Annotated in this window: 12 protein-coding genes; 10 read left to right on the top strand and 2 right to left on the bottom strand. The window is 45.9% G+C overall.

Going from position 1 to position 16,568, the window contains the following annotated elements; all coding sequences use genetic code 11:
- Nucleotides 1-117 precede the first annotated feature (117 nt).
- Both B4240_RS02085 and B4240_RS02080 read left to right on the top strand, forming a co-directional pair.
- Nucleotides 118-1,371: an NnrS family protein gene (locus B4240_RS02085; RefSeq protein WP_296236588.1), complete on the top strand. Its 1,254-nt coding sequence runs from the start codon at nt 118-120 to the stop codon at nt 1,369-1,371.
- Between the two features lie 124 nt (nt 1,372-1,495).
- Nucleotides 1,496-2,092: an Rrf2 family transcriptional regulator gene (locus tag B4240_RS02080; RefSeq protein ID WP_296236587.1), complete on the top strand. Its 597-nt coding sequence runs from the start codon at nt 1,496-1,498 to the stop codon at nt 2,090-2,092.
- A gap of 104 nt (nt 2,093-2,196) precedes the next feature.
- On the opposite strand, the gene B4240_RS02075 is transcribed toward B4240_RS02080, so the two are convergent.
- Nucleotides 2,197-2,943: a hypothetical protein gene (locus B4240_RS02075; protein WP_296236586.1), complete on the bottom strand. Its 747-nt coding sequence runs from the start codon at nt 2,941-2,943 to the stop codon at nt 2,197-2,199.
- 193 nt (nt 2,944-3,136) lie between these two features.
- Nucleotides 3,137-4,165, bottom strand: a complete 1,029-nt coding sequence (locus B4240_RS02070; protein WP_296236584.1) for a dienelactone hydrolase family protein — start codon at nt 4,163-4,165, stop codon at nt 3,137-3,139.
- A 458-nt stretch (nt 4,166-4,623) separates the two neighbouring features.
- Here B4240_RS02070 and B4240_RS02065 point away from each other — a divergent pair, with 458 nt between their 5' ends.
- The 8 genes from B4240_RS02065 (at nt 4,624) to mmsB (ending at nt 16,545) form a co-directional block, all read left to right on the top strand.
- On the top strand, nt 4,624-5,814 hold the full coding sequence (locus tag B4240_RS02065) for an MFS transporter (protein WP_296236618.1): 1,191 nt from the start codon (nt 4,624-4,626) through the stop codon (nt 5,812-5,814).
- A gap of 206 nt (nt 5,815-6,020) precedes the next feature.
- Nucleotides 6,021-7,691 carry a fatty acid--CoA ligase gene (locus B4240_RS02060; protein ID WP_296236582.1) on the top strand — a complete coding sequence of 557 codons (1,671 nt, stop codon included), beginning with the start codon at nt 6,021-6,023 and terminating at the stop codon, nt 7,689-7,691.
- 294 nt (nt 7,692-7,985) lie between these two features.
- On the top strand, nt 7,986-10,094 hold the full coding sequence (locus B4240_RS02055) for a propionate--CoA ligase (protein ID WP_296236580.1): 2,109 nt from the start codon (nt 7,986-7,988) through the stop codon (nt 10,092-10,094).
- Between the two features lie 352 nt (nt 10,095-10,446).
- A complete protein-coding gene (locus B4240_RS02050) occupies nt 10,447-11,931 on the top strand; it encodes a CoA-acylating methylmalonate-semialdehyde dehydrogenase (protein WP_296236578.1) in 1,485 nt (494 codons plus the stop codon).
- Between the two features lie 207 nt (nt 11,932-12,138).
- Nucleotides 12,139-13,299, top strand: coding sequence for an acyl-CoA dehydrogenase family protein (locus tag B4240_RS02045; protein WP_296236576.1), 1,161 nt, complete (start codon nt 12,139-12,141; stop codon nt 13,297-13,299).
- Between the two features lie 47 nt (nt 13,300-13,346).
- Nucleotides 13,347-14,129, top strand: coding sequence for an enoyl-CoA hydratase (locus B4240_RS02040; protein ID WP_296236573.1), 783 nt, complete (start codon nt 13,347-13,349; stop codon nt 14,127-14,129).
- Between the two features lie 71 nt (nt 14,130-14,200).
- A complete protein-coding gene (locus tag B4240_RS02035; RefSeq protein ID WP_296236572.1) occupies nt 14,201-15,457 on the top strand; it encodes an enoyl-CoA hydratase/isomerase family protein in 1,257 nt (418 codons plus the stop codon).
- Between the two features lie 98 nt (nt 15,458-15,555).
- Entirely contained in the window at nt 15,556-16,545 is a 990-nt protein-coding gene (gene mmsB, locus B4240_RS02030) for a 3-hydroxyisobutyrate dehydrogenase (protein ID WP_296236570.1), read from the top strand.
- Nucleotides 16,546-16,568: the final 23 nt, after the last annotated feature.

Below are 16,568 nucleotides of genomic sequence, written 5' to 3'. Positions count from 1 at the left end.
TAATAAGTGCGTTAATCCATCCTAGCAGTCATATAGTTTCAGTTGTATTATCTATAACATTCATTTAAAATGTATCTTTAAGCCATACCTTCTAACTTTGATTATAAGAAGTCTGCTATGCAATCAATTAATTTACCTACCAAACCGCCAAGCTCACCGCATCCCATACTCAATTTGAGCTTTCGAATATTTTTTAGTGCCGGGGCGCTATTTGCTATTATCACCATGGCGCTATGGGCGTTTGTTTTTACCGGCCATACGGATATCGATGCGCAAACGTTGAATCCGCTATATTGGCATGGTCATGAAATGGTTTATGGTTATGCGCTGGCGATTGTGGCAGGCTTTTTATTGACGGCGGTAAAGACTTGGACAGGCGTGATGATGCCGCATGGTTATAAGCTGCTCGGTATTTTTATGTGTTGGTTGCTGGCGCGTTTGGGCTGGGTGGCATTTGGTCTCGGTGTCATGGTTGCTGGCAGTAGCACGGCGTTATTATATGCCGCTGCGATATTTGACTTATTGTTTGTCGGCTCGATGGCTTTTGTGATTTTCCGCGCTGTACTGCAAGTTAAGCAATATAAGCAAATGGGAATTTTGGCCAAGCTTGCGCTTTTGACACTTGGTAATGCTTTGTGCTATTGGGGTATTATCAGCGCCAATATGAATCTAACGAAAACAGGCGTTTATTTAGGCTTTTATTTGATTATCGGTTTGGTATTAACCATTGGTCGCCGCGTGGTGCCGTTCTTTATTGAGCGTGGTTTGAGTATTCCAAATGCTAAGGGCGAAACAGAAAAAGTGACGGTGCGGAATAATAAAGCACAGGATATCGCCAGTTTGCTATTCTTCTTTGCTTTTTTCCTCGTCGATTTATTTTATCCCAACAAGTACTTACTGACCATCAGTGCGCTTGGGGTAGCAGTGGTCAATATCGTTCGTTTGGTAGGCTGGTATCATCGCGGCATTTGGCAAAAACCGCTGCTATGGTCGCTATTTCTCGCCTTTTTAGGCATGTGTCTGAGTTTTGTCTTATACGCATTGCAACCTTGGCTTGGCTACGCTCATAGTATTGCCGTGCATGGATTGTCGATTTCTGGCGTGGGCATGATGACGGTGGCAATGATGGCACGTGTATCGCTCGGTCACACGGGGCGCAGTATCCATCAACCGCCTAAAATCGTCAATGCCATGTTTGCACTGATGGTCTTGGCGTATGTCAGTCGGGTATTTTTACCTTTGGTCGATATGAGTCATTATTTGCTGTGGGTTATGGTGGGACAAAGTGCTTGGATTGCTTGTTTTGCGCTATTTTGCCTCAGTTATTTACCGATGCTAGCGCGCCCGCGACCAGACGGTTTATTCGGTTAATAAGCATTGGCAACGATTAAAATGAAAGCAATACAAAAATTAGATTTGCTTAAAAAGAAACTTAAATTAGAAAGCTATTTAAAACCTAAAGTTAATATTCACCTCAAACATGGGAGCGCAAAAAATGCGACTGACCAACTATAGTGATTACGCGCTGCGCTCGTTAATATATTTGGCGATTAAGCCTGAGCCGCACCGATTGGCAAATATCAGTGACATTGCCGATAGTTATCACATCTCTAAAAGTCATTTGACCAAAATCATCCACCAGCTTGGGCAACTTGGTTATATCGATAGTGTACGCGGTAAAAATGGTGGCATCCGCTTGGCGTGTGCGCCAAAAGACATCAATTTGGGCGTATTAATCAAAAAAATTGAGCCAGATTTTAATTTGGTTGAGTGTTTTTCGACCGATTTATTGGTTACTCCTAAGTCTGAATGTGAGAGCGGCGTTAATGCTAATAGCCCTGTCAACAGTGTTGATGATAAAGCGGTTGCCAAAGATTTGTCTTTGAAGCTTATCGATGAAGAGGCGAGTATGAGAGTCAGATCAGGCTGCGTTATTAGCCCTGTTTGTCAGCTCAAGCAAGTGTTTTTTGAAGCCTTGACTGCTTTTATAAAGGTTCTTGAGCGTTACACATTGGCCGATATTATCAGCAACGAGTCAGAGTTGGCGGAGTTATTATTTTATAGAAATAGCCTAAGTCACGTTGTTAAGTAAAAAAACTCATCGCTAAAGTAAAGTTTATATATCTCGTTTAAAATAAAAAAGCTGCCTCGCTAATGATAACGAGGCAGCTTTTTTATGAGTAATTTACAAAGCATTTAAGCATTTTCAAGCTTAGGACGCGCTTTATCAATGGCTTTTAACAAGGCTTTTTCAAACTCGCCGTCTTTAAACTTCACCAAATAAGAATGCGCGGCGCAAAAATTGCGCACCTCGCGCCATTCGTGCGCCAAATTGGTCGCCCAGTCGCAATATTGCTTGCCAGCATCAGGCTCGTCTTTTAACGCTTTTTTGGTGGCTGGGTGCAGTAGCAATTCAGGCAATACCGCTTCTAGGAGTTTGGTTGGTGGGCTCATAAAAGTGTCATCAACATGCAGACTTTTGCTGGCAGGATGAAAGACCAACAGCGAGCCTGCATGAATCATCTCATTGGGCGAAATATAATAAATGCCCTCCGACATAGAAAATTTCAGCTCAGGGTAGCGCTCGGCGACCGCATCGCTTTCGACCAAATCATCCGCCCATTGTATTTCAGGGATTTTTTTATGATGGCGACGACTGCCATAGAACGTTGCTTGCGGGAAATCTTTTGCCATTTGCGCGCAGTGTACCGTATGAAAGGGATGAACATTGAGCACCGCTTCAACGTCTTGCCCATTATTGGTTAATGCCATGACCGTATCGCGTACGTCGCCCGTGAGCTCGTAGCTGTCCAGAAAAATAAAACGCCCTGAATCCAACTTTATAAGTGAGCATTGGGTGCCTATATTTATTACACCGCCTAAGCGAAACGAGCCGCGAATATTCCAAAACCCGGCGCCTAAATCATGTATTTTATCGGTCATTGATCGTTTCCTTAATCATTATTTTATGAGTTTTTTCATTATTGGTTATAGCTATAAATATGCATAGTTTTTGATTATGATTTTTTGAGCATGCAAAGTATGTAAGCAAAAGGATATCAGCACTATAAATATGTAAGTTTGAAAAAGATAAATGAGAAAAAGTATTAAATGCAAGGCGATTTAAGAGCATTGCCTATCCACAATCTTTATAATCGTAAGCAGATATACGAGGGCTGCTGCCATAGTTTTCGTTATGGCATAAAAATTTATCGAAGCGAGTGTCACCATTGATGTAGCGGTGCATCCAAGCAATACCCGGTTTACTGAGTAATATCTCGTTAAAACGATAACTTGGACAAAAGTGGCTGCCATTTTTTATCTCAATCTTCATTTTTGGCCCAGCAGCATGATTATAAAACGGGCTACTGTACTTTCTATTAGAGGCAATGCGGTCATTTTGGCAAGTGATAAATAAAGCGGGCGTGTCCATAACGCCGTAATTTTTATCATGATAGGGCGTTTGCGAAATAATGGCGCGAACGTCACTACGCTGGGTTGCTAACTGCAGCGCGCCACCACCGCCCATCGACCAACCGATGGCGCCCAAACGTGTGCTATCTATTTGCGTACCTACCGTACTATCGCTCACTATATGATCGAGGGCGGCGCTCAACTGCGTCGCACGGCTATTTGGGTCATCATAAATAGAGTTGGTGTCGACAGTAATCACCACAAATCCCCAAGATGCCAGACGCGGACCCCACCATTTAATCGATGCTTCATAAGACACATAACCGGGAATCACTGCGATGCCGCCTAACAGGCCGCAGTCTCCAGCATTGGTAGGATAATGAATGGTGCCGCCGCCAAAGCCATTTGCTAGCTGACGGGGAACGGCTTTATTCGCCACCGTAAAAGGACCGTTATCACGCGTAGCTGACAGCTCAGCTGCGGTAATGACACTATCAGCGATACAGTTTGATCTGGAGGCTATAGATGTTGTGGTGGTTAAAGGTGCTTTACTTGCAAGCACTTTGGTTAATAGTGCTTCTGTTGAAAGTATTTTGGTTGCTGTAGTTGGTAAGGTAACGGTTGATTGCTCTTTAATTGAAAGGGTTTGAATTGAGTCTGTTGGTTGTGCTGCGACTGCTGCCATATTCACAGAAATAATCAGTGTGCCGGTTAGGGTAATCAATTTTAAAGAAAAAGGGTTGTTTAACATGATAAAGAGTCTGTTAGATGATGGTTGGTTTTAATAGAAAAGCAAAATAATAGTAGACAGTAATCTATTCGCTGTCAAAAATAACAGTCACCTCTCCAGTGCTAAAACGGCTTTTATAAAGCCGCATTTATAAAACTGGCGTGAATAACACACCGAAACCTGAGTTTGGTATTTGATGTGATAAAATCATCAATCACGTATCGTTTTATCGTCAATCATCAGTTTTGTTATGATAATTGAAAACGCTGTCGTCCCATTTCTATCACCCACGCGCCGTTTAGTCCGAGCTAGCACAAGCTAAAAAGGCGTCCAATATAGTCAGTACTACTTTGAATACTAATATAAACAACAGTACAAATAACGCCATTAATGGCAATAACGATGGCAATGGCAATGCTAAAGATAGCAGCGCCATCAGCCGCCATATTCAAACGCCCAGTCAGCCACCCAAGCAGCCACTGCCATTTCATGCTCCCACGTGGGTGTTAAAGCTAACGATTGGCTTGATTGGGATGTTTGCTTTTTTGCAGGTCTATTCTATTCAGGCTATTTTACCGGTGTTGATGATGGATTTGTCGGCAACTGAGGTGCAGGCTGGCATGATCGTCGGCGCCACCATATTAGCGATTGCGATTATGTCGCCATTTTTGGGCATGCTATCTGATGCCGTAGGGCGCAAATCCTTTATCGTTGGGGCGTTACTGTTTTTAGCGATACCTACTGCGTTAATCGCGCAAAGTCCCAATATTGGCTGGATGGGCATGTGGCGCTTTATGCAGGGATTGTCTGTGCCGGGTATTACGGTGGTGACGATTGCTTATATTGGCGAAGAGTTTGAAGGTCGCGCGCTCGCTGAGCTGATGTCGTTTTATGTGTCAGGTTCGGTGCTTGGCGGTTTTATGGGGCGTTTTTTACTTGGGCACTTACATGAGCTTATTGGCTGGCGCGCCGGTTATTATGTGATGGCAGGTATGACGCTTATCGGGGCACTGTGGGTCGGTAAAATGCTGCCCGCGTCACGGCACTTTGTCGCCAATCCCAATTTTCGCTCAGCCATGCAGACGCTGGGTGAGCATTTGGTCAATCGTTACGTCGTCACGTCGTGTTTGCTTGGTGCCTGCGTGCTGTTTTCGCTGGTTGGCTGTTTTACTTTTATCAATCTACATCTGGCGGATACACCTTATGAGCTAAGCACGGGTGCGCTTGCCAATATCTTTGCCGTGTATTTAATTGGCGTCATTATCACGCCCTTATCGACCACATTGCTACGGCGATTTGGTTCAGCACGGACGGTTCGGGTAGCGGTGATTGTATCAATGCTCGGTGTGCTCTTAACGCTAGTGACGCCGCTTTGGGGCGTGGTGCTCGGGCTTGCGGTCATGTCGTCCGGCGTTTTTATTACCCAAGCGGCGACCATCAGCTATATCGCGGTCAATGTTAAAAAAGGTCGCTCATTGGCGTCTGGCTTATATTATATGGGCTATTACACGGGCGGGACGTTGGGCGCGTGGCTATGCGGCATCGCTTATGCGCGTGGGCAATGGTCGCTGACCGTTTGGTTATTGCTGTTTGTGCAAGTGCTGGCGTTGCTAGTCGCTAGTATTGGTATGATTAAAACAAAACCGAGTTCTACCCGAATTTCTACTTAAATAGTTAGGCTGTAACACAAGGCAACGAGCAGTAAAACAACTATTCTCGAACACTGAGTTTTGCAGTGCTTACGCGTGGTATCTTTACACAGGGAAGGATTTTTTCTACTATCAATAGGTTACTAGTAATAATTCAGCTATGAATAGCAGTCGATAAAAAACCACCCATATCACTTAGCAGTATGACAAACAAGGAAGTCAAATCTATGTCAAATATTTATCATAGTGCACCATCAGCCTACGATTATCCGTTAATAGTCAAGCAGCTGTTAAACCGCGCCAAAACGGTGTCGCTAGAGCAAGAAATCGTTTATGCCGATAAAAAACGCTTCACGTATAAAGAGTTGTTTGGGCGTATCAATCGCTTAGCCAACGTCTTAGCCGATTTAAATCTTGCGGCCGGTGATGTGATTGCGGTCATGGACTGGGACAGTCATCGCTATCTAGAATCATACTTTGCTGTACCGATGTCAGAGTACATTTTGCAAACCGTCAATATCCGTCTGTCACCGGAAAAAATCCTTTATACCATTAATCACGCTAAGCCAAAAGTATTGCTACTCAACTCTGAATTTGCGCCTTTGGTGAAAGATTATCAGTTTGAAAACTCCAGTATCGAGCATATTATTTGGCTTGATGATAATGGGGCGTCGTATGAAGGCGTCTTTGGCGGCAATCAAAACCGCGTCATCGGTGAATATGAAGCGTTGTTAGCCGCCGCTGATAGCGAGTTTGACTTCCCAGATTTTGATGAAAATACCATTGCTACCACTTTTTATACCTCAGGTACGACAGGCGATCCAAAAGGCGTGTTCTTTAGCCACCGCCAATTGGTGTTGCACAGCCTGACCGAAGCAGCGACCTTAGGTATGCTGCCCAATAAGCAAGGTGTCAGCTACGGCGATGTTTATATGCCGATGACGCCGATGTTCCATGTTCATGCGTGGGGTTTCCCATTTACCGCCACCATGGTCGGCCTAAAACAAGTCTATCCGGGACGCTACGCACCTGACGTGTTAATGGATTTAATTATTAATGAAAAAGTCAGTATCACCCACTGCGTACCAACGATTTTGCAAATGGTACTCAAAGAAGCGCAGGAGCGCGAGGCCAGCTTTAATGGGTTAAAAATGATTATCGGTGGTTCGAAACTGACCGAAGGCTTGGCAAAAGCAGCACTGGCGCAAGACATTGAAGTGTATACTGGCTATGGCATGTCTGAGACCGCGCCACTGATTAGCTTGACAGAATTTAGCCTCAATGAGCCTGAGATGTCTGAAGAAGAAGATGTCGCGCGCCGCTGTATGACCGGCAAACCAGTCCTGATGGTGGATGCGCAAATATGGAACACCAACAATGAGCCCGTCGGTACGGGCAAAGACAATACGGGCGAGTTGGTGCTGCGCGCCCCTTGGCTAACGCAGAGCTATTTGAAAAATGACGATGCTGGTAAAGAGCTGTGGGAAAATGGTTATATGCATACCCAAGATATCGCCTATATGCGCCCCGACGGTTATATTAAGATTACTGACCGCTTAAAAGACGTCATCAAATCGGGCGGCGAGTGGATATCGTCGTTAGAGATTGAGACGATTTTATCCTTGCATCCTGCGGTCGCTGACGTATCTGTGATTGGTATTCGTGATAAGCAGTGGGGTGAGCGTCCACTCGCTTTAGTAGTGCTCAAGCCTGCCTGCCAAGACACCAGCGCCGATGACATCAAAGCTATTGCTGAAAAAGCGGTTGAACGCGGTATCATTCCTAAATATGGCGTGCCAAGTCAGTTTAAGTTTGTCGATGAATTGCCAAAAACCTCGGTCGGTAAGCATGACAAAAAGGTTATGCGTGAGATGTATGACACTCAAGCTAAGGGATAATTAAACGGCATATCAACTTTTTAATATGTTTATGGTAAACAAAATAACGAATGCTTGATCTGCTTAATAGTTGACCTTTATCGTTCGCTCTGCTACATTTTAAACCGATACATAACGTATCGGTTTTTTGATTCTGGCAGGGAAAGCCAGTTTTATATTATGAAAATATTCGATAAGAGCGTATCTTATAAAGAGCGATAGTATAAAGTCGTATCTTATAACATTGCTTCTTATAACATTGTTTCTTATAAAAATTTACCGCACTACCCATCGTTTACGCTAAGGACAGCCATTATGAACGAGCAAGCTAACTTTCAAACCAATAATCAGACCAGCAATCAAGCTGTGAATCAAAATAACAATCACAATAATAAGCAAAACTTTCATCAATCCTCTAACCCAAATTCTCAGGCGTCACCTGATAGCAGTCAAACCTTTGCCGATATTTATCAGTCCTCAATAAACAATCGCGAGCAGTTTTGGGCGGAGCAAGCCAAGCGCATTTATTGGCATAAAGAGCCTGAGCAAATCCTTGATGATAGCAATCTGCCGTTTGCCAAATGGTTTGTTGGCGGCGAAACCAATCTTTGTTATAACTGCGTTGATCGCCATCTTGCCGAGCGCGCCGAGCAAGATGCCTTTATTTGGCTATCCTCCGAGATTAACCAGGAGTTGATAGAAACCTTTCCTGCTGTTGTCGATGCCTTTAAAGATTTGGGCAATAACGTTGAGCTTTATACCGACTACACCAAGCGCCGCCTGACCTATAATGACCTTTATAAAGAAGTCAATTACTTTGCTGATGTGCTACAGCGTCACGGGGTTGGTAAGGGCGATCGGGTCATTATTTATATGCCGATGATTTTAGAAGCCGCTTATGCCATGCTCGCCTGCGCGCGTATTGGTGCGGTGCATTCGGTGGTATTTGGTGGCTTTGCTGCCCATAACTTGGCCATACGTATGGATGATGCCGAAGCAAAAATGGTCATCACTGTCGATGCAGGTCTACGCGGCGGTAAAGTGATTAATTATAAAAGCCTCGTCAATCAAGGCGTTGAGCAAGCGACAATCAAGCCTGAGCATGTACTGGTCGTCAATCGCGGTGTACTGCCATTTGAGCCAAAAGCTATCGATGTCGATTATGCAACCCAGCGCCGTATTAGTTGTGAAGCCAATGCGATTGTCGAGCCAGTTTGGCTAGAGTCCAATGCGCCCTCTTATTTGCTTTATACCTCAGGCACTACCGGTACGCCAAAAGGCGTTCAGCGTGATACCGGCGGTCATGCGGTGGCGCTGACGACATCGATAGATTATGTATACGATGGTAAAGCGGGCGAGACGTTTTGGGCGATATCGGATATCGGCTGGGCAGTTGGGCATTCTTATACTATTTATGCGCCGCTGCTTGCTGGTATGACTAGCGTCATGTATGAGGGCTTGCCGCATCGTCCAAACCCAGGTATTTGGTGGCGAATTGTTGAAGCAAATAAAGTGAATATTTTATTTACTGCGCCGACGGGTGTGCGAATGCTAAAAAAACAAGATGAAACATGGATGACGCGCTATGATGTCTCTAGCCTTAAATCCTTCTTTTTGGCAGGCGAGCCACTGGATGAATCAACGGCCAATTGGCTGACCGAGCATTTAGGGGTGCCAATTTTAGACCATTACTGGCAGACAGAATCTGGCTGGCCAATTTTAAGTAACACGCCCAAATTTAATCATAAACCGCACAAACAAGGCTCGCCCGGTTATCCTATGTATGGCTATGATGCGCACGTCATCAATGAAGAAACGGGCGAGTCTTGTAAAGCTGGCGAAAAAGGCTTGCTTGCGATTAGCGCTCCCTTGCCGCCCGGTTGTCTCACCACGGTATGGCGCAATGATGAGCGTTTTATTAATAGCTATTTTGGTCTGTTTGATGGCAAGCAATACTCGACGTCAGATTACGCAGTAACCGATGACGACGGCTATTTTTATATCTTAGGACGCACCGATGATGTGATTAACGTTGCCGGTCACCGTCTCGGCACGCAAGAGATTGAAGAGGCCATCAGCACCCATCCCGAGATGGCAGAGTGTGCAGTCGTGGGTATCCAAGATCAATTGAAAGGCGAGTTGCCGATTGCGTTTTGTGTGCTAAAAAATCATGAGCAAGTGGCGACGACTGAAAACCGCTTTCGCCTTGAGCAACAAGTCATTGGTGCTGTGGTCAAATCGCTTGGCGGTATCGCAAGACCGGCGGCGATTTATTTCCCGCAAGCGCTGCCAAAAACGCGCTCTGGCAAAGTATTACGCCGCGCCATTCGCGCCTTAGCAGAAGGCAAGGAGACAGGGGATATGTCAACGCTTGATAATCCAACCGCGATTGATGCCATTAAAAAATCGATGAAGGACTACTAAGATAAAAAGCCATTGATTGAATTGCTGGCACGCCCTCATCAATTCTAAGCAAAATTTTAATCGCAGTTTTAAACACAACTTTAAAAGTAGTAAAAAGCTCATGCACCATCATGAGCTTTTTGATTTTTAGCCTTGTTAAATTTGTAGATGCCTATGACCACAAATATAATCGCAAATAAAAGTTTGATAAAGCGCTTGACCCTAAAATTGATTTATTGCTATAGTCAATAACGATACGAAATAAATCATTTTAAAATTAGGTTTAAAGGATAATAACGGTTAGTTTTTTATCCCTCTTATAAATATCAGGACACCGTTAATGGTGACCCAGCAAACAAGATAAGGATATCTTATGCACCACGTTCAGCAGCTCATCAATGGTCAATTTGTTGATTCTACTACCAGCGAATGGATCGATATCACCGATCCTGCCACCCAAGAAGTCATCGCTAAAGTCCCGCAAACCACCGACGATGAAATCAATCAAGCCGTCGCTGCCGCCCAAAAAGCGTTTCAAACATGGCGCAAAACGCCGATTACCACACGTGCGCGTGTTTTTTTAAAATATCAAGAATTGATTCGTGAGCACATGGATGAGCTGGCAGAAATTTTGACCGCAGAGCAGGGTAAGACGATTGCCGATGCGCGCGGTGATGTATTTCGTGGTTTAGAAGTGGTCGAACATGCTGCAGGTATCGCCAATTTGCAAATTGGTGATTTCGTTGAAAACGTTGCGACAGGCGTTGACACTTATAGCATTTGGCAGCCACTTGGCGTTTGCGCAGGTATCACGCCATTTAACTTCCCAGCGATGATTCCGCTATGGATGTTTCCCATGGCGATTGCCACGGGCAATACATTTATCTTAAAGCCGTCTGAGCAAGACCCGATGGTAACCATGCGCTTGGTTGAGCTGGCAGTAGAAGCAGGCGTCCCTGAGGGCGTGTTAAACGTCGTGCATGGCGGGAAAGCAACCGTTGACGCCATTTGTGATCACCCAGATATCAAAGCGGTTTCCTTCGTTGGTTCGACTGCGGTCGGCAAACACGTCTATGAGCGCGCCAGCAAATCTGGTAAGCGTGCCCAGTGTATGATGGGCGCCAAAAACCACGCAGTGATTTTGCCGGATGCCAATAAAGAACAAACGCTCAATCAGTTAGCGGGCGCAGCCTTTGGCGCTGCTGGTCAACGCTGTATGGCGCTATCAGTTGTGGTATTAGTCGGTGCAGCAGGTGAGTGGATTGAGGATATCAAAGCCAAAGCGGAAGGGTTGGTTGTTTCCGCAGGTAAAAATGATAAAGATTTAGGTCCATTGATTTCTCCTGCCGCAAAAGCGCGGGTTGAGCACTTGATTGGTACAGGGGTAGAAGAAGGGGCCAGTTTAATATTAGACGGTCGCGGTATCACGGTTGAAGGCTTTGAGAAAGGCAACTTTGTAGGGCCGACTATCTTTGATAACGTCACCGCGGAGATGCAAATTTATAAAGAAGAAATTTTTGGCCCTGTCCTCTGTATCATGCGCGCAGCCGACCTTGATGAAGCGATTGAGCTACTAAATGCCAATCCAAATGGTAATGGTACGGCTATCTTTACTCAGTCAGGCGCTGCTGCGCATAAGTTCCAACAGGATATTATGGTTGGTCAAATTGGTATTAACTTGCCCATTCCTGTGCCGCTACCGATGTTCTCATTCTCAGGCTCACGTGCCAGTAAGCTTGGTGATTTGGGCCCTTATGGTAAGCAAGCGGTGCAGTTTTATACCCAAACCAAGACCGTCACTGCGCGCTGGTTTGATGATGAAGCGAGCCGCGGGGTCAATACCACCATTTCAATGTAATTATTCATGCTTTGTATTTGCGCTATAACGGCAATCTTGCTTATTATGCCCTGACTTTAATAGAGCATGGTTTTAATAAAGCACGATTTTATGATTGTCGTTATGCCGCTGTTATACTGTATAAATATCTACGGTATAAATCCCGTTAAATTGAACCTTTATCAAACCTGAGCACTATATTTGCATAGCACGTACAAGGATGACCCTATGGATTTTTCATTGACCGAAGACCAAATCGCCTTTCGCCAAACGGCCAGACAATTTGCCCAAAAAGAGCTAAAGCCAAACGCCGCTGAATGGGACCGCACCTCGCATTTTCCCATTGATGTCATTAAAAAAACTGGTGAGCTTGGATTTTTAGGTCTATATACCAATCCCAAATATGATGGCTTAGGGCTACCGCGCTTGGACTCTGCGATGGTGTTTGAAGAGCTGGCGTGGGGCGACACCGCTGTAGCTGCTTATATGAGTATTCATAATATGGCGGGCTGGATGATTGGTGAATATGGCAGCGATGTACTTTGCAAAAAATATTTACCCAATATGGTCAGCGGTGAATGGCTTGGCAGTTACTGCTTAACTGAGCCAAATGCCGGTTCTGATGCTGCCTCATTACGTACCAAAGCCGATAAGCAGGGCGATTATTATGTGCTTAATGGCGAGAAAACCTTTATTTCAGGCGCAGGCTCGACCGATGTGTTGGTAGTGATGGCGCGTACGGGCGCGGCAGGGCCCAAAGGGGTTTCGGCATTTGTGGTAGATGCCAATAGCGCTGGTATCGAATACGGTAAAAACGAGCATAAAATGGGCTGGAAAGCCCAACCAACCCGCACCATCAGCTTTAAAAACGTCAAAGTGCCAGCAGAAAACCTCATCGGCGAGGAAGGTCAAGGCTTTCGTATTGCGATGAAAGGCTTAGATGGCGGCCGTATCAACATCGGTATTTGTGCGGTCGGTACGGCGCAATCAGCACTTGAGACCGCGACCATTTACGTGCAAGAGCGTAGTCAATTTGGTAGTCCAATTGCCAGCTTACAGTCGGTACAGTTTAAACTTGCTGATATGCTGACTCAAACGATTACCGCACGGCAAATGCTGTACCTGGCAGCAAATAAAGTCGATAACAATGATGCGCAAGCCTCTACCTACTGCGCAATGGCAAAACGGCTTTCTACTGACCTTTGCTTTGCGGTGGCTAATGAAGCCTTACAACTGCATGGTGGTTATGGCTATCTCAATGAGTATCCGCTTGAGCGCCATGTACGAGATTTGCGCGTGCATCAGATTTTAGAAGGTACCAATGAGATTATGCGCGTGATTGTCTCGCGTCAGCTCATGCAAGATGAGGGGCTAAGTAAGCTGCGTTAATTTTGCTGTTAAGATTATCGACATTTTATAAAAATAAAGGATTGTTTATGACGGATTATACCAATCTCAACCTAGCGATTGACGGTCACATCGCGACCGTTACTTTAAATAACCCGCCAGCTCATACCTGGACGATGGACAGTTTGCCCGCGTTAAAGCAGCTGGTGACTGACCTAAATGCCAATGACGACGTTTACGCCTTAATTATCCATGGCGATGGCGAAAAGTTCTTTTCAGCAGGCGCAGATTTAAATAATTTCTCCGATGGCGATAAAGGCCGCGCCATTAGTATGGCCATTGCTTTTGGCGAAGCGTTTGAAGCCTTATCAGCCTATCGCGGTGTCAGTATCGCGGTTATCAACGGCTATGCTATGGGCGGCGGGCTTGAGTGTGCACTTGCCTGCGATATTCGTATTGCAGAGGCGCATGCACAAATGGCACTGCCAGAGACGGGCGTGGGACTTTTGCCCTGCGCAGGCGGTACGCAAAATCTACCTTGGCTCGTTGGCGAAGGCTGGGCGAAGCGTATGATACTGTGCGGTGAGCGCGTCGATGCCGAGACAGCCTTGCGTATTGGTTTGGTCGAAGAAGTCACAGCAAAGGGTGGCGGTTTATTAGCGGCGCAAGCCTTAGCGCAAAAAGTTGCTAAGCAGTCGCCCGTTGCCGTCAGCTATTCGAAACAGCTTATCCAAGCGGCAAGAAATAACCCGCCTGCCCAAAACCTTATCCATGAGCGCGAAGCTTTTGTTAAATTGTTTGACACCAGTGATCAACGCGAAGGCGTGCAAGCGTTTTTAGACAAGCGTAAGCCTAGTTGGCAAAATAAATAAAATGCGCTTTGGTTTTATAAAATGAGCTTTAATTTTGATGTTTCCCCTTTTAATTTTGTAGGTTGCTTTTTATGACGGCAAATATGACAGAGATAGCAGAAAGCGCACAAGAGGCGCCCGTATTGTTCGAAACTGAGCCCACAGACTGTGGTCACCTAATCGGAGTGATGACGCTAAATACGCCAAAATCTCTTAATGCGCTTAGCGTTGAGATGTGTCAGTTATTATCACAGCAGCTAAAGCAATGGCAAAATGATGAGCAGGTAGTGGCGCTAGTCTTAAAAGGCGCGGGCGATAAGGCGTTTTGTGCTGGCGGTGATATTCGTAAGCTGTATGACAGTATGTCTGGCGACGCGCCGCTACCGAACCCTTATGCGACAGAGTTTTTCGGTCATGAGTATCGGCTTTATCGGCAAATGCACTTTTATCCAAAGCCGTTAATCCTTTGGGGTGATGGGATCATCATGGGTGGCGGCATGGGCTTGATGGCAGGTTGTAGTCATCGTTTGGTCACCGAGCGCACCCGCTTTGCCATGCCAGAAGTGACCATTGGACTGTTTCCTGACGCTTCGGGCAGTTGGTTTTTGCAGCGCATGCCTGCCAAAACGGGCCTATTCTTAGGACTAACGGGTGCGATGTGTAATGGCAATGACGCGCTATTAGCCAATCTTGCAGAGTATGGCGTCGCCAGTAGTGATTATGATGCCATCATCCAGCGCTTAAAACAAAGTGACTGGAAACAAAGCGACGGGCAAGCGGCAGCTAGCAGCACAGATAAATGCCACAACAACAGCGCTCATAGTATCGTTAGCCGTGCACTGGCGGCGCAGCCTGTTGCTGAGTTACCCACTAGTAAATTGGCAATGTATTGGCATCCTATCCAGCAGTTGATGAATAGCGGCGGCTTAGAAGACATTGACGCCATACTACAAAGCGATGACGCGCTAACAAAGCTAGATGCCGACTTTGCAGCAGATAGCTGGACGCAGCGCGCAGTCGCCACTTATCGACATGGCTGCCCGGTGACCGCCGCTTTAACCTATGCCCTTTATCATAAAGTGACTGATTTGTCGCTTGAGCAAGTCCTGTATTTAGAAACCAACGTGGCGGTACACTGCGCGGCCAATCCTGACTTTAAAGAAGGCGTGCGCGCGCTACTGATTGACAAAGACCGCAATCCACAGTGGTCACGCTCATTAGCAGACTGTCTCAGCGCTGATGGTCAAGCGTATATTCAGCAGCACTTCACCAACCCTTATGCTAAAGGTCAGCATCCATTGGGCGATTGGCTCGGTGAAGACGCTCTAGCTAATCAACTGGTGCGTTAAAAATTGACTGTCGCAATCTAAGTTTTGGATAAATAAAACCGCTTAAATCATGCGCTATAGTACGCATGCTTAATAAACAATCATCAAGGAGCGATGAGATGGGCACAAAGGATTCAGAGTTAAGTAATAAAGAGTTAAGTAATAAAGAAACAAATAATACAGCCACGACTGATAACGATACTACAAAAGCAAATATTGCCTTTATTGGCCTTGGTAATATGGGCGCACCAATGGCGGAGAATTTGTTAAAAGCCGGGTATAAATTGTCTGTCTATGATTTGTCTGCGGACGCGACTCAGCGCTTGCAGCAGGCAGGTGCCAACGTGGCGGATAGCCCAAAAGACGCGGCAAGCAATGCGCAAGTCGTCATTAGCATGTTGCCCGCAGGCAAACACGTCCATTCTGTCTATCTAGGCGAGGATGGCGCAAATGGTTTACTTGCAGAGCTGCCAAAGGGCACATTGGTTATTGATAGCAGTACCATCGCGGCGGCGGATGCAAGGTTGGTGGCAGAAGCAGCCAGCAAACTTGGCATCGACTTCTTAGACGCGCCAGTCTCTGGCGGTACGGGCGGCGCTATCGCAGGTAGTTTAACCTTTATCGTTGGTGGCAGCGCTGAGGCGTTTGCTAAAGCTGAGCCGATACTTGCCGTCATGGGTAAAAACATCTTTCATGCAGGCGAACACGGTGCCGGACAAGTGGCGAAAATTTGCAACAACATGCTATTAGGTATTTTAATGGCGGGGACGGCAGAAGCGATTAACTTAGGCGTCAAAAACGGCCTCGACCCTAAAGTGCTATCCGACATTATGCTACAAAGCTCAGGGCGCAACTGGACGCTAGAAGTTTACAACCCTTATCCGCAAGTGCTAGAAAATGTACCGTCTAGCAATGGCTATAAAGGCGGTTTTATGAGTAAGCTTATGCAAAAAGATCTCAATCTTGCGATGCAAACGGCTCAGGACACAGAGGTTGAAACGCCGATGGGTGCCAAAGCGGCGGAGCTTTATGCAGCCCATGTGCTAGAAAACGGCGATAAGGATTTCTCCAGCATTATGGCGCGTCATGATAGCTCGGTATTGTCTTAGGACGTGTCATCAATTAAGCCAAA

Origin of the sequence: Psychrobacter sp. UBA5136 (assembly GCF_002414005.1) — a bacterium.
Classification (GTDB): Bacteria; Pseudomonadota; Gammaproteobacteria; order Pseudomonadales; family Moraxellaceae; genus Psychrobacter.
The sequence above is the reverse complement of the archived record's forward strand: the minus strand, read 5'-3'. Positions and strand labels throughout refer to the sequence as shown.

Coding starts and splice junctions, on each gene's coding strand:
- B4240_RS02070 (WP_296236584.1), bottom strand. CDS start 4,165: ATGTTAAACAACCCTTTTTCTTTAAAATTGATTACCCTAACCGGCACA.
- B4240_RS02060 (WP_296236582.1), top strand. CDS start 6,021: ATGTCAAATATTTATCATAGTGCACCATCAGCCTACGATTATCCGTTA.
- B4240_RS02055 (WP_296236580.1), top strand. CDS start 7,986: ATGAACGAGCAAGCTAACTTTCAAACCAATAATCAGACCAGCAATCAA.
- B4240_RS02035 (WP_296236572.1), top strand. CDS start 14,201: ATGACGGCAAATATGACAGAGATAGCAGAAAGCGCACAAGAGGCGCCC.
- B4240_RS02045 (WP_296236576.1), top strand. CDS start 12,139: ATGGATTTTTCATTGACCGAAGACCAAATCGCCTTTCGCCAAACGGCC.
- B4240_RS02085 (WP_296236588.1), top strand. CDS start 118: ATGCAATCAATTAATTTACCTACCAAACCGCCAAGCTCACCGCATCCC.
- B4240_RS02040 (WP_296236573.1), top strand. CDS start 13,347: ATGACGGATTATACCAATCTCAACCTAGCGATTGACGGTCACATCGCG.
- B4240_RS02075 (WP_296236586.1), bottom strand. CDS start 2,943: ATGACCGATAAAATACATGATTTAGGCGCCGGGTTTTGGAATATTCGC.
- B4240_RS02050 (WP_296236578.1), top strand. CDS start 10,447: ATGCACCACGTTCAGCAGCTCATCAATGGTCAATTTGTTGATTCTACT.
- B4240_RS02080 (WP_296236587.1), top strand. CDS start 1,496: ATGCGACTGACCAACTATAGTGATTACGCGCTGCGCTCGTTAATATAT.
- mmsB (WP_296236570.1), top strand. CDS start 15,556: ATGGGCACAAAGGATTCAGAGTTAAGTAATAAAGAGTTAAGTAATAAA.